Genomic DNA, 13,111 nt, shown 5'->3' with positions numbered 1-13,111 from the left:
TAACGACTGGTAACTAAACTTATGCCCGTACATAAAATAAAAACCTGGCTTTTTGGAGACGAAAGTAAAAATTCTCCTGAAGCCAAAGTCGATTTAAAAAAAATCAAACCCTACGGCGATCACCTGGGGGATGGCGCCATGCAGCTTTCTTTTACCTTGCCCCTCGCGATGAGTCCGGAAGCGAAGGAAGCAGCTAAGATTTATGCGGAGAGAATGGGTCTGGAAAAAGTGATTGTGGCCAGTGCGGAACGCATAGGGGAGTCCTTCAGTTTTTTTGTGGTCTATGGACATTCCAGGCAGGTGCTCGATTTCACCCGGGTGAAAGTTCCCAAAGCAGAGTTTGAAATTTTTTCGCGTGAAGAGATCGAATCGAAAATCAAAAATACCCTCAAAAGAAAAATTGTAGTGGTGGGCGCCACGACAGGAAGCGACGCCCATACGGTGGGCATAGATGCCATCCTGAATCGCAAGGGTTATAAGGGCGATTATGGTTTAGAATCCTACCAGGGCTTTAAAGTTTACAATTTAAGGGCCCAGGTAGAAAACGAAACTCTGCTGAAGAAAGCCCGAGAGTTCAAGGCAGATGCCATTTTAGTGTCCAAACTCGTCACTCAGCAAGATCAGCATCTGAAAGATTTGAAAGATCTCACGCTACTTCTCAAAAAAGAAAAGGGATTGAATCCCCATCTGATTAAAATTGTCGGTGGGCCACGAATCACGCATGCGATTGCAAAACGCGCAGGCTTTGATGCGGGCTTTGGAACGGGTACTTTACCCAGTGAAGTAGCCAGTTTTATTGTGGGGGAATTGACGAAAAAAGCAAATTGACTTCACGTCCTGTTTTACGTACGTCAGCTCTGAGGAATTCACTATGAATCATTTGAATGTTACAGAAGCTCGCGCTAATCTCTACCGACTTGTAGATGAACTTGCTGAATCTCATGAGACTATTCAGATTTCAGGAAAGAGAGCAAATGCGGTATTAGTTTCTGAAGAAGATTGGAAATCTGTACAAGAAACACTTTATTTGATTTCAATTCCAGGGATGCGGGAATCGATATTAAAGGGTAAAGATACGCCTTTGAAAAAGTGTAAGAGAAAACTGCCGTGGTAAAGTGGAAATTATTTTTTACAGATCAGGCTTGTAAAGATTCAAAAAAACTTGAGCGTTCTGGTTTAAAAGAAAAAGCGGAAAAACTTTTAAAAGTATTAGAGAGTAATCCTTATCAAAAACCCCCACCCTTTGAAAAATTAAGAGGAGATCTTGCTGGATGTTGTTCACGCAGAATTAATATTCAACATCGTTTGGTTTATCAAATCTATGATAAATCCAAATCGATAAAAATTCTTCGTCTCTGGTCTCATTATGAATAATCATAAAACCATCCATAAAATCCGCCTCAATCAAAGCGATGCCCACTACGGTGGTAATTTAGTGGATGGGGCACGCCTGCTGCAATGCTTTGGCGATATAGCGACAGAGCTTTGCATTCAAGAGTCAGGCGACGAAGGCTTGTTTCGTGCCTATGAATCGGTAGACTTTTTGGCGCCGGTGTACGCCGGTGACTTTTTGGAAATCCATGCGGAGATTATTTCTCGTGGTAAGACTTCTCGCAAAATGAAGTTTGAAGCCTATAAAGTAATTGAAGCCCTCCAGAATTCTTCGAAGGCGAAAATACTTTCTTCTCCCGTGTTGGTGTGTAAGGCCGTGGGCACTTGTGTGGTGAAGTGAATATGCGTTCCTAAAACAATTTGAGCGGATTAACTGTTTTTTAATTTACAAATCCGCATAAATAGTTGTAGTAACTATTTATGCGGATTATTAGCCCACCCCTATTTGTTGGCAGAGAAGAAGAGTTGGCTCTGCTGGAAAAGAAATATCATTCCAGCTCTGCCGAAATGATTGTGGTCGTAGGCAGACGTCGTATAGGAAAAAGTGTTCTCATCGAAAAATTCTGCAATGAAAAAAACTCTCTTCAATTTGAAGGTCTCGAGGGCGAGCAGACCAAGTCGCAAATCAAGTATTTTACAGCTACTCTGCAAAAACAACTCAAAGATCCCATTCTTGAAAGCGTAAATTTTGATTCCTGGATTGCTGCTTTCGATTATCTGACTGCCAAAATTCCTGTTCGGGGTGAAAAAATGGTGCTTGTTTTTGACGAGCTGCAGTGGATGGCTGCGGGCCAGGGCAAGTTGGTGAGTCTCATTAAATCGTATTGGGATAAGGAGTGGAAAAAGAAAAAACTCCTGTTGATTCTTTGTGGTTCAATTGCTTCCTTTATGGTGCATCAGGTTATCCGTTCAAAGGCCTTGTATGGGCGTATTACGGGTGAAATCCACCTGAAAGGATTGTCCCCACACGAATCCATTGGGATGTTTAAAAACAAACGTGGTCTGGGTGAAATTCTTCAATATCTTTTTGTTTTCGGGGGCGTGCCAAAGTATTTGGAAATGATCGATTTGAAAAAATCCTTCGGCCAAAATATGAATGAACTGTGCTTTCATTCCCATGCCCTTCTCCTCACTGAATTTGAGAAAATTTTCTTCAGCCAATTCAAAACTTATCAGACTTATATTCGCATTGTTAAGAGCCTCAAGGATAAGATGTTTAGCCTGGATGAATTAAGTAAAAATTTGAAGACTTCTTCCGGAGGTGGATTATTACGTTATATTCACCAGCTCGAGGAAGCTGAGTTTATCCGTTCTTACATTTCCTTTGATCAAAACCAGAATACCAAGTTTAAAAAATATCGTTTGTTCGATGAGTTTTTACTTTTTTATTTTAAATACATGTCCCCTCATTTAAGAACGATTAAAGAAAGTTCTTCTTCGCGAATCTTCGAGCTTCTTACGAAAGACAGTTGGGAAGTTTGGTGTGGCTTGGCTTTTGAGAGATTCTGTATAAAACATGCTCACCCCATTGCTCGTGTGCTGGGATTCTCTGACGCGGTGCTGCAGGTGGCACCTTATTTTGGGAGAGGAGATCGTCAATTTCAGATTGATATGATCTACTCCCGTGCAGATCAGGTGATCACGGTCTGCGAAATTAAATATAATCGTGAACCGATTGGAACAAAAATTATTGCAGAAGTTGAAAGAAAAACTAAACTACTGAAAATCCCCCGAGCCTATACTCTCGAAAAAGTTCTCATTTGTGTAAATGATGCAACAGATGCTGTAAAAGAATCTGAGTACTTCCACCATATTTTGCCTATTCAAGAAATTTTTTCCCGACTTCCACACTAGCGGTTACAGATTCTTTAAAAAACAATAGCTTATAAAAATAAGGGGGCACTACATTTTTCTTTTTTATACGGTCAGTAAAGTGGCCTTTTGTTTTCGGACTAATCCAAACGCATTATAAATCTCCTTTTGTAAGGGGCTTAGGGCTTTGAATTGAATTGAGCAGTGGCTTCATTTAGATTAAATCTTGAGTTCCACCAAAAAATCTTCAGCAGCCACCAGGCTTACTTGAGGTGTTGTGAGAGGGCGCTTCAGTTGATAAACAATTTGATAAGCGGGCAGAGGACCCAAATACTTCAGGAAGGCATTAAAATTTTTTGAGATATTTTGATCGTCCCATTTCACTTCCACCAAACAAGTGGGGCGTTTATCTACTACTGTCAAAAAATCAATTTCACGTTTTTCTTTATCTCTCAGAAAATGCAGCGAAGTTTTTTTGCCCTGGGTGTCTTCTAATTTGTGAAGTTCGGCCAGTAAGGCACAGGCTACCGTGTTTTCCAGGCGTTGACCTTCATTTCCTTCCACTTGACCTGTGTCAAAAAAATAATATTTGCTGTCTTTTAAAATGCTGCTGGCAATATTGTGATGATAGCTGCGTACTGGAAAAATGACATAAAGATTTTCAAGAATTTGCAGCCAGTACTTCACAGTGTGGGCAAAAACTTGAAGATCATTAGCTAGTGAAGCATAAGAAACCGTAGAACCCACCCGGCCTCGAAGTAAATCGATCAGTAGTTCAATCGATTTGATGTCTCGAACTTTTTCGAAAAAAGCGACCTGGAAACCGTGGTTTTACCGACTTGCCTGGGGCCTGCCAGTAGCACAATTTTTTCTTTTAGGTCTTTTTGAATTGCTTTTTCTAACCAACGTTGCATGGGGCTATTGTGAATACTACCTCCGAATAGTCAGTTTTTTATTTGAAGCTTTATTCCATTCAAACCCTTGATTATTTCAGCCAGCCCCTTACAATCCTGCAATGAACTCCATTCCTCTCATCATCACTGCCGCGCTAGTCGGTGCAGAACTGAGCCGCAAGGAACAGCCTTATCTTCCACTGACAGCGGATGAAATTATCCAAAGCGCACTTGAAGCCATTGATGCCGGTGCCGCGATCATCCATCTGCATGTGCGGGATGCTCAAGGCCATCCTACTTGTGATGAGAAAATATTTGCTGAAGTGATTCAAAAAATCCGTAAACAAAGCCGGGCCATTCTTCAGGTGTCTACAGGCGGTGCTGTGGGAGATAGCGAAGCAGCACGCTTTCAACCTCTACTTGCAAATCCGGATATGGCCTCACTTTCCACCGGATCCATCAATTTTGGAAATGCTGTCTTCTTAAACCCCACTCCTTTTGTTGAAAAACTCGCTTCAGAAATACTTCAAAAAAACATCAAACCCGAGATGGAAATTTTTGATGTGGCCATGTTGGAAAATGGAATCCGATTGCTTCAAAAAGGCCTGGTGAAAAGTCCTGGGCATTTTCAATTTGTTTTGGGGGTTCCAGGGGCCTTGTCTGCAAATGAAAGAAATTTAAAATTTTTAGTCGATGGACTTCCTGAAGAAGCCACTTGGAGCCTGGCGGCTATTGGTCGTTCTCAATTCTCGATGATGGAATATGCCATAAAATGGGGTGGGCATTGTCGGGTAGGTTTTGAAGATAATATCTATTTAGAAAAAGGGGTGCTTGCCAAAACGAATGCAGAGTTGGTAGCGAAGGTTGTTGCACTTGCGAAAAAATATTCTCGTCCTGTAGCGAGTGTTGAAGAGGCGAGAGAGATGTTGAGTCTAGACGAGTTTCATAACGCCCCCTAACCCCCTCTTACCTCAAGAGGGGGAAAATAGGCTCCTCCCCTTAAGCTAAGGGGAGGTTGGGAGGGGTTATGTTTTCTACATGCCCGGCATTGGAATCATCTTAAATCCTCATTCGAAAAAGCATAAACAAGACCCGGGCCGTATGGAGCGCTTGGGTTTTATTGTGGGAGACAGGGGCTCTTGCAGGCAGACACATTCTTTTGAAGATCTCAAGGAAGTCATCAGCGAATTCAAACAACGTCAGATCGAAGTGTTGGGCATAGGAGGAGGGGATGGTACCAATCATGTCGTATTGACGTATCTCATTCGTATTTATCAAGATCAGCCTTTGCCAAAAATCACCTTTTTACGGGGAGGCACCCTCAATACTATTGCCGCTTCTTGCGGTATTTACGGCAGTCCGGAAAAAATACTTTCGAATCTCATCTACAAATATCACGAGGATGAAACGCTCAAGATCAAAGAAATTAATTTACTCGAAGTAAATGGCGAATTTGGATTTATCTTTGGGACGGGAGTTCTCTATCGTTTCATGAAGAGTTATTACGAAGGGAAGCCTTCCCCTTTCCGCGCCGCTCAAACTCTGGGCCATTCCATTTTTTCGGCTATTTTTAATACCGAATACTCGCGCAAGATGTTCGAACGTTATGAAGGTGAAGTGCTTGTCGATGGGAAAAAATGGGCCTTCAAGAATTATTCGGCCATCTATGCGGGCTCGGTAGAACAGTTGGGTTTGAACTTCAGGGTGTTTCATTATTCGGCCATGGCAGGAAAATTCCACGCCGTAGGCTTTTCCACGCCGCCTCGCAACATTTTACGCTATGTGCCTTTTATGTTTTTAGGCAAACCCTCGAAATGTCCGGAACTCATTGAAGAACCCGTGTCAGAAATGAAAATGGTCTTTGAAGAAGCGCAACCTTATACCCTCGACGGAGATATGTTGGAAGGGCAAAAAGAGATTATTGTCCGAGCGGGGCCGAAGTTGCAGGTGGTAGTGGTGTGAAGTGGATATACCTCACCCCAGCCCTCTCCTACCCTAGGAGAGGGATAAAAGAGGCTGGGCCCTCAATTTTACTTTCCCTTCTGTCCCCTCTCCTAGGGTAGGAGAGGGTTAGGGTGAGGTACGAAGAACCCCCATCACCTTCTGCATATCCTCCCACACGGGTTTTTTCATATTCGGATTTCTCAACAAAAATGCGGGATGGTAAGTGGGCATGAGTTGGATTTTCTCTAGGGGAATTTTTACTCCCAATACTTTTTGAACCACAGAATTGGGCCAAGGGTGAAATTTACCTCGAAGCGTTTTGATTTTTTCTTCAGTCGCCAGCAAAGTTTGGGCAGCAAAGGTTCCCAGGCAGACAATCACTTTGGGGTTGATGGTTTCGATTTGCTGAAAAAGAAAAGGGGAGCAAATAGATATTTCATCGGGAGCGGGGTTTCTGTTTTCAGGGGGGCGGCATTTGACAACATTGGCAATGTAAATATCTTTTCGGGTAAACCCCATGGCCTCAATAATTTTGGTGAGGAGTTGTCCCGCCCTTCCTACAAAAGGTTCCGCTTTTAAATCTTCATCCCTCCCGGGCGCTTCCCCCACGAACATGAGCTCAGCTTCAGGGTTTCCTACGCCAAAGACGATGTTGCTCCTGCCTTCAGAAAGTCTGCAGCGTTTGCAATCGCCAATCAATTTGTGAATGTCGGGAAGTGATTTTGTCTTGCTCAAGGCATTTTCTCCTCTAGTAATAGTATCGCTTTCTTTGTTAGGCTGTGTTCGAAAGGAATCGTTTTCTTTCCAGAAAAAAGAAGGCAATAAATTCAAGGCTTGTTGGAATTTAAGATATTCTAAGATCTTATTTGGAAGGGGATTCATGGTCGTGTTCTATTTCTTATTTGTTTTCTTTGTCTATTTCTTTTCTTCAACTCTTGCCCAGGCCTGGGGTCCCGGAGCGCATTTGGAATATGCCCTCAATGCCTTGTCCCATCTGACAGTCTTGGCTCCTGCGGTAAAGTTGCTTCTCAAAAAATATCCCAAAGATTTTTTATATGGCAATTTGGCCGCGGATATTATTTTCGGAAAAAAATTTGCAGGAGAATTGTATCATTGCCACCATTGGGATGTCGCATTGCCCCTTTTGGATCGAGCCAAAACGGATTCTCAAAAGGCTTTTATCTACGGGTACCTTACGCATTTGTCAGTGGATACAGTCGCACATAATTATTTTGTCCCTTATCAAATCATTCGAAGTTATGAAGCGCTTACCTTACGGCATACTTATTGGGAAATGCGATATGACTTAAAAATGCCCGAACGAGTTTGGAGTGTTTTGGAAGAAATTGGAAAAGAAGATTACAGCAAAAATGATGAGCTTTTATCAAACACACTCCGGAGGGCCCTGTTTTCTTTCAAGACCACGAAGAAAATTTTCGATAATATTTTACTGCTTCAACGCACCCGACGTTGGCGAAATGCGGCCCAGATCTTAACCAATCTTTCCACTTATTCCTTGCACATGGAAGATGTAGAAGACTTCAAAGGGCTTTGTTACAAAGTGTCAGTCGATTTTTTAAAGCATCCCGACAAGGCCTTCGCCTTTCAAGCAGATCCTACCGGTAAATTGAAACTTTTATATGCAAAAGAAATGGTCTCAAAGTTTCGCAGGGCGAGACATCGTAAGGAAATGAACAGCAAACAGGCGGATCTTCTGATAGAAGATATTCGTATCGCCTTGAGAGATGGGATCTACAAGCCTGCAGAGTTGCCAGATATTCTTTGATTTCTCTCTTCCTCTTTTTCAAATCCCGCACAATAAAAAAACCTCATTCACATGAATGAGGTTTTTATTGCGGGGGCGGGATTTGAACCCACGACCTCGAGGTTATGAGCCTCGCGAGCTACCAGGCTGCTCTACCCCGCGATAATTTATTTTTTTAATTTCAAGTTTTTTTTCTCAAGTTTTCAAAGTTGTTGCCGTTCATTTATCATTGAAGCGCTTTTGATCCTTGAAAACGTGTGATTGTATAGATCTTGTATTAGTTTTTGTCTACATGTTTATTCGACAGAGTATTTTCTCATCATTCAGATAAATTTTAATCAAATTTAATATAATTTAATGAAATGTTATTGACCTTAAGCAATAAATAAAATATGTTTACATAAATAACGGCTCCTCATTTGTGAGGGGCGTAACACCAAATAAGGAGGGCGTAATGGCCACCACAAAGAAAAAAGCAGCAAAAAAGAAACCCGCGAAAAAAGCTCCTGCTAAAAAAGTCGCTAAGAAAAAGAAATAAGGGTCTTCTTTATGAGATTGAAAAATCCCTGTTCGTGAAAACGGATAGGGATTTTTTTTGGCTAAAATTGCTTCAAAAAGAGATTGAAACTTCGTTCTTCAAGTCATAAAAAGATCCTCTTTTAAATTCAATAGGATCTTTCATGTTCAAAAAAACTCTCCCGTTTTTCCTCTTTTTTTTATTTTCACCCCATCTATTTGCCGAAGCAGATTTTTTGGAAACAAAAGTAGAGCGTTACACCTTAAAAAATGGGATGCGTTTTTTGCTTCTTTCGCGTCCTGGAGTTCCCGTATTTACCGGCTATATCCGAGTGAATGTCGGCGGTGCGGATGAGCATCAAGGGCAAACAGGTATCGCCCACATGTTGGAACACATGGCTTTCAAGGGTACTTCTAAAATTGGGACAAAAAATTATTCGAAAGAAAAACCCTTGTTGGACGAGATCGAAAAATTGGGTGTAGAGATTATGGAGTTGAAAAAGAAGAAAGAAAATTCATCGAACTCAACACTGTTAGATCTAGAAAAGCAACAAAAAGCCTTACAGAAAAAAGAAGCGGGATTCATTGTAAAGGATGAATTTTCTCGCCTCTATCTTCAAAACGGGGCCTCCAACTTCAATGCCACTACTTCGAAAGATCTCACCAGTTATTTTGTGGAACTTCCCAATTCCAAGTTGGAACTTTGGGCCTATTTAGAATCGCAACGCCTTAAAGAACCTGTCTTCCGGGAGTTCTATAAGGAGAGGGATGTGGTGATGGAAGAGCGCCGCATGCGTGTGGAAGACAGTCCCTTTGGAAAAAATTATGAAAATCTTTTAGGGACTGCTTTTGAAAACAGTCCTTACAAATTCCCTACGATTGGTTATGCCGATGAGATTGCCTTGCTCACCGCCAGCGATCTCAAAAAATTTTACGACACTTATTATGTGCCGCAAAATATGGTGGGAGCAGTGGTTGGGGATATCGATCTCGCCAAGACCAAAAAAATTCTGGAGGAGTATTTTGGAAAGATTCCAGCGGGAGCAAAACCTCCTCTGCCCAAGAATGAAATGGAAATTCAAACGAAGGAAAAACGCAGCCTGGTAAAAGATGCCGCCCGCTCTCAATTGATGATGGCCTATCACAAGCCCACTCTCCCAGAAAAAGACGATTATGTTTTTGATATGATCGATCAAATCTTATGCGGAGGAAGAACTTCCCGTTTGTACGTGGTATTGGTCGAGAAAGGGCATTTGGCTTCGGGTGTGTCTTGCGATCCCTCCACCCCAGGCTCACGTTTGTCCAACCTCTTCTGGATTTATGCGGCTCCCTTGGGAAAAACTTCTCCTCAAAAATTGGAGCAGGGGATTGATGAAGAAATCTCCAAAATGATTAAAAACGGGGTGAGCCAAGAAGAAATGGAGCGGGCAAAAAACCAACTTTTGTCCGACCGGCTTTTTCAGCTTTCCTCCAATTTGGGTTTAGCGGATCTGCTTTCCTATTTTGAAGTAGTCGCAGGGGATTGGCATTATTTGTTGGAGCACGAAAAGGCGATTGAACAAATCTCTAGTACTCAAATTCAACAAGTGGCAGCAAAATATTTTACACCACAAAATAAAACGGTTTCGGTGTTGGGGCATTGATTATGAAAAAATATCTTCTTTTCTTTTTTCTTATTTCTTCTCCTCACCTTCTTCTAGCCCAAGACCCCGCAGTCAAAAAACTTGCTGCGCAGAAATTGCAAGTTTGGAAATCTCCCGCGGTCGACATCGTAAACTTGAAAAATGGAATGAAGCTTTACTTGCAGGAAGACCACGAGCTTCCTCTCCTTAAGGCCTTTGCCTACATCAAGGGGGGAGAAAATCAGGAAGATGCTGCGCGTCTCGGCGAAGCGGCTCTGAGTTTGGCCGTGATGCGTACGGGTGGAACCGAAAAACGTTCGGTGCAAGAAGTGGATAAACTTTTGGAAGATCATGGGGCCTCCATCGAATCGGGCATTGCGGCGGAGTATTCCACGTTTATGTTGAATTGCCTGGCCAAAGATCAGTCTCAGATGTTTAATTTATTTTTTGAGATCCTTCAAAAACCTCGTTTTGATGCCAAGGCCTTGCAGCTCGCAAAACTAAAAAAAATCGAGTCCTTAAAACGATTGAAAGAAGATCCAGAAAAAATTGCCTTTCGAGAATTTCCCAAGCTTATTTATGGGGAAAACAATGTCTGGGCGAGAAGTGAAAATTTGAAAAGTGTAGAATCCGTTCAAGTGGCCGACCTTAAAAAAATACATCAACAGTTTCTGCATCCAGAAAATATTATTTTGGCCATTGCTGGCGATTTTAAAAAAGAAGAATTGGTTCAGAAAATAGAATCACTCACTCAAGCCTGGCCTAAGGCCAATCAAGCGATAGCCGCTCCAGCGCCTTTAGAGAAAAAATTCAAGGCTCAAAATATTATTATTCCGCAAAAAACAGCGCAATCCACTTTAGTGATAGGACATTGGGGCGACAAACGTTTTAACCCCGATAAATTTGCCCTGCTTTTAATGAATTATCTTTTGGGGGGAGATGTTTTTTCATCCCGATTGGGAGAAGAAATACGTTCGAATCGGGGTTTGGCCTATTCTGTGTATTCGCATTTCGGTTTGGAAAGTGATTACGGCTTGTTTTTCGCCTCCGCTCAAACCCGTGTGGAAGCTACAGCAGAAGTTATCAGCGTGATTAAAAAAGAAATCGAAAAATTTCAGCGGGGAGAAGATTTAAGTGAGGTCCGTCTGCAAGAGGCCAAGGAATCCATTTTAAACCGTATGGTAAACGATTGGGAACCCCGCTTTAATTTTGTAAAAGATCGTGCGCGTCTCAGTTTTTACGGATATCCAGAAAATTATTACGATGTGTTTCGAGAGAAGCTGGCTCAAGTGAGCTTGGGAGACATCAAAAGAGTGGCCGCAGAATATCTCAAGCCCGATGCCCTCACCGTTTTAATTGTGGGAGATGAAGAAAAACTCGCGAAAGATTTGGAGAAGTTGGGGAAGTTTGAGAAGCGGGAATGGAAAGAATAGAAGACTATGAAACAACTCGTCGAAAATATCTTAAAAACTACCCTTTGCAAACTTGTCACAGAGGCTGTGCTGGAGGCCTCTTGCCTGCAAAACCCTATTCAAATTGAAGTGCCTTCAGCAAAAACTCATGGAGATTTTTCTTGCAACATCGCGATGGCTTTGGCCTCAAGGCTCAAGCGAAAACCTCGAGAGATTGCGGAACTCCTCCAAAAAAATATTCAGGATAGCGAATTCTCTATCGAAAAAATTGAAATTGCGGGGCCTGGATTTTTGAATTTTTTTCTTTCTCCTAAGGCCTACCAAAAAAGTTTAGAAGAAATTTTAAAGCATTCAACTTTTTTACAAGTTCAGGTGGGGCAAAATCAAAAAGTGCTTTTGGAATATGTCAGCGCAAATCCCACGGGGCCTATGCACATTGGCCATGGGCGCAATGCGGTGGTGGGCGATACCCTGGCACGCCTGCTTTCCAAAACCGGTTACCAGGTGCACAAAGAGTTTTATGTGAACGATTACGGGGTGCAAATCAAAACCCTGGGAAACTCTGTCGATTATTATCTGAAAAAAATATTTTTCCCTTCTCAAAGTTTGGATGCCCCTCCTGAAGGGTCTTATCAGGGAATTTACCTGCAAGAACTGGTCGAAGCGCATGCCGAAGAGTTTAAGCCTTTTGTGGGAGATATCGCAAAGCTGGGAAAGGCAGCAGGGCTACATCTGCTGAAAAAAGTAAAAGAAGATTTGGCCAGTATCGATATTCACTTTGATCAATATTTTTCCGAGTTTTCTTTATATGAAGACGATCAGATTTCCAAGGTCTTGGACTTGTTGAAAAGCAAAGGCCAAATTTTTGAAGATCAGGGGGCCGTCTGGCTGAAGACTACGGCTTGCGGCGATGATAAAGATCGAGTCTTGAAAAAAAGTGATGGCTCTTACACCTATTTCACTCCGGACATTGCGTACCACAAAAATAAATTTGATCGAAACTTTGATCTTTATATTAATGTCTGGGGTGCAGATCATGGCGGTTATGTGCCCCGTATTCGTGCGGCCTTGCAGGCCTTGGGTTTTGATGCGGCAAAGTTGAAAGTGTTACTCATTCAAATGGTGAATCTCAAGCGTGGCGCAGAGCGTGTGCAAATGTCCAAACGCAGTGGCACTTATGTGACTTTGCGTGAAGTGGTGGATGAAGTGGGGTCTGATGCGACAAGATTTTTCTTTTTGTTGCGCTCAGCCTCTGCCCAACTGGATTTTGATCTGGATCTGGCGCAAAAGCAAAGTTCTGAAAACCCGGTGTTTTATATTCAGTATGCCCATGCACGCATTGCTTCCATTTTAAGAAAAGGTCAGGCCGAAGGGTTTGTGGGGGATGAAAAATATTTTTCTTCTTTGGAAAATATAAAACTTCCCGAAGAATTTGAGCTGATTCAAAAAATGAGTGAATATCCTGAAATGTTGAAAAAAGCGGCACTGGAGCTAGAGCCTCATGCCGTTGCTTTTTATTTGATGGATTTAGCCAAGCTTTTTCAAGCTTATTATAGTAAGGCAAAGCAAGATGTGCGATACAAGGTGTTGAGCGAAAATAAAGAAGCAAGTTCAGCGAAGCTGAGTTTACTTTTTGCGCTGAGAAAAGTACTGAGGGCAGGTTTTGAAATTGTAGGAATTTCTGCACCTGAAGAGATGCATCAAAATATTGAATCGTTTTCCTGAAGTCCCTCCCCTTAAGCTAAGGGGAGGTTA

At 42.2% G+C, this 13,111-nt stretch carries 14 protein-coding genes and 1 tRNA gene; 11 read left to right on the top strand and 4 right to left on the bottom strand.

Annotated elements, in window-relative coordinates:
• Positions 1-21 precede the first annotated feature (21 nt).
• From HQM15_02530 to HQM15_02510, 5 genes are all read left to right on the top strand, one after another.
• Positions 22-828, top strand: a complete 807-nt coding sequence (locus HQM15_02530) for a cobalamin-dependent protein (protein MBF0491639.1) — start codon at positions 22-24, stop codon at positions 826-828.
• A gap of 43 nt (positions 829-871) precedes the next feature.
• Positions 872-1,114 (top strand): type II toxin-antitoxin system Phd/YefM family antitoxin, encoded by a 243-nt coding sequence (locus HQM15_02525; GenBank protein MBF0491638.1) that lies wholly within the window; start codon positions 872-874, stop codon positions 1,112-1,114.
• Entirely contained in the window at positions 1,108-1,374 is a 267-nt protein-coding gene (locus HQM15_02520) for a Txe/YoeB family addiction module toxin (GenBank protein MBF0491637.1), read from the top strand. Before HQM15_02525 ends, HQM15_02520 begins: the two co-directional genes overlap by 7 nt.
• A complete protein-coding gene (locus HQM15_02515; protein MBF0491636.1) occupies positions 1,367-1,732 on the top strand; it encodes a 3-aminobutyryl-CoA ammonia lyase in 366 nt (121 codons plus the stop codon). Before HQM15_02520 ends, HQM15_02515 begins: the two co-directional genes overlap by 8 nt.
• An 80-nt stretch (positions 1,733-1,812) precedes the next feature.
• Entirely contained in the window at positions 1,813-3,246 is a 1,434-nt protein-coding gene (locus HQM15_02510) for an AAA family ATPase (protein MBF0491635.1), read from the top strand.
• A gap of 177 nt (positions 3,247-3,423) precedes the next feature.
• On the opposite strand, the gene HQM15_02505 is transcribed toward HQM15_02510, so the two are convergent.
• Together HQM15_02505 and HQM15_02500 are read right to left on the bottom strand one after the other, a co-directional pair.
• Positions 3,424-3,951 carry a DUF4143 domain-containing protein gene (locus tag HQM15_02505; GenBank protein ID MBF0491634.1) on the bottom strand — a complete coding sequence of 176 codons (528 nt, stop codon included), beginning with the start codon at positions 3,949-3,951 and terminating at the stop codon, positions 3,424-3,426.
• 20 nt (positions 3,952-3,971) lie between these two features.
• On the bottom strand, positions 3,972-4,118 hold the full coding sequence (locus HQM15_02500) for a hypothetical protein (GenBank protein MBF0491633.1): 147 nt from the start codon (positions 4,116-4,118) through the stop codon (positions 3,972-3,974).
• Positions 4,119-4,219: 101 nt separating this feature from the next.
• Here HQM15_02500 and HQM15_02495 point away from each other — a divergent pair, with 101 nt between their 5' ends.
• Together HQM15_02495 and HQM15_02490 are read left to right on the top strand one after the other, a co-directional pair.
• Entirely contained in the window at positions 4,220-5,056 is an 837-nt protein-coding gene (locus HQM15_02495) for a 3-keto-5-aminohexanoate cleavage protein (protein ID MBF0491632.1), read from the top strand.
• Positions 5,057-5,135: 79 nt separating this feature from the next.
• The gene (locus tag HQM15_02490; protein ID MBF0491631.1) at positions 5,136-6,059 is read left to right on the top strand and encodes a hypothetical protein; all 924 of its coding nucleotides are present in this window, start codon (positions 5,136-5,138) and stop codon (positions 6,057-6,059) included.
• 108 nt (positions 6,060-6,167) lie between these two features.
• On the opposite strand, the gene HQM15_02485 is transcribed toward HQM15_02490, so the two are convergent.
• A complete protein-coding gene (locus HQM15_02485) occupies positions 6,168-6,923 on the bottom strand; it encodes a uracil-DNA glycosylase (GenBank protein ID MBF0491630.1) in 756 nt (251 codons plus the stop codon).
• A 4-nt stretch (positions 6,924-6,927) separates the two neighbouring features.
• Between HQM15_02485 and HQM15_02480 the strand changes: the two genes are divergently transcribed.
• Positions 6,928-7,827 carry a zinc dependent phospholipase C family protein gene (locus HQM15_02480; GenBank protein ID MBF0491629.1) on the top strand — a complete coding sequence of 300 codons (900 nt, stop codon included), beginning with the start codon at positions 6,928-6,930 and terminating at the stop codon, positions 7,825-7,827.
• Between the two features lie 67 nt (positions 7,828-7,894).
• On the opposite strand, the gene HQM15_02475 is transcribed toward HQM15_02480, so the two are convergent.
• Positions 7,895-7,968, bottom strand: a tRNA-Met gene (locus tag HQM15_02475).
• Between the two features lie 590 nt (positions 7,969-8,558).
• Here HQM15_02475 and HQM15_02470 point away from each other — a divergent pair.
• From HQM15_02470 to HQM15_02460, 3 genes are read left to right on the top strand one after another with little or no spacing between them, the layout of a single operon-like run.
• On the top strand, positions 8,559-9,965 hold the full coding sequence (locus HQM15_02470; protein MBF0491628.1) for an insulinase family protein: 1,407 nt from the start codon (positions 8,559-8,561) through the stop codon (positions 9,963-9,965).
• Positions 9,966-9,967: 2 nt separating this feature from the next.
• Complete coding sequence (locus HQM15_02465) at positions 9,968-11,377, top strand: insulinase family protein (protein MBF0491627.1); 1,410 nt, start codon at positions 9,968-9,970, stop codon at positions 11,375-11,377.
• Between the two features lie 6 nt (positions 11,378-11,383).
• Entirely contained in the window at positions 11,384-13,081 is a 1,698-nt protein-coding gene (locus tag HQM15_02460) for an arginine--tRNA ligase (GenBank protein MBF0491626.1), read from the top strand.
• Positions 13,082-13,111: the final 30 nt, after the last annotated feature.

Source organism: Deltaproteobacteria bacterium (genome assembly GCA_015233135.1).
In the GTDB taxonomy this organism is placed as follows: Bacteria; UBA10199; UBA10199; order JADFYH01; family JADFYH01; genus JADFYH01.
Note: the sequence above shows the minus strand (reverse complement) of the source record. Positions and strands in the feature narration are given on the sequence as shown.

Bases quoted from the DNA above. Each gene is read 5' to 3' on its own strand.
- HQM15_02485 (MBF0491630.1), bottom strand. From the start codon at position 6,923: ATGAATCCCCTTCCAAATAAGATCTTAGAATATCTTAAATTCCAACAA.
- HQM15_02500 (MBF0491633.1), bottom strand. From the start codon at position 4,118: ATGCAACGTTGGTTAGAAAAAGCAATTCAAAAAGACCTAAAAGAAAAA.
- HQM15_02530 (MBF0491639.1), top strand. From the start codon at position 22: ATGCCCGTACATAAAATAAAAACCTGGCTTTTTGGAGACGAAAGTAAA.
- HQM15_02495 (MBF0491632.1), top strand. From the start codon at position 4,220: ATGAACTCCATTCCTCTCATCATCACTGCCGCGCTAGTCGGTGCAGAA.
- HQM15_02460 (MBF0491626.1), top strand. From the start codon at position 11,384: ATGAAACAACTCGTCGAAAATATCTTAAAAACTACCCTTTGCAAACTT.
- HQM15_02465 (MBF0491627.1), top strand. From the start codon at position 9,968: ATGAAAAAATATCTTCTTTTCTTTTTTCTTATTTCTTCTCCTCACCTT.
- HQM15_02525 (MBF0491638.1), top strand. From the start codon at position 872: ATGAATCATTTGAATGTTACAGAAGCTCGCGCTAATCTCTACCGACTT.
- HQM15_02515 (MBF0491636.1), top strand. From the start codon at position 1,367: ATGAATAATCATAAAACCATCCATAAAATCCGCCTCAATCAAAGCGAT.
- HQM15_02490 (MBF0491631.1), top strand. From the start codon at position 5,136: ATGCCCGGCATTGGAATCATCTTAAATCCTCATTCGAAAAAGCATAAA.
- HQM15_02510 (MBF0491635.1), top strand. From the start codon at position 1,813: ATGCGGATTATTAGCCCACCCCTATTTGTTGGCAGAGAAGAAGAGTTG.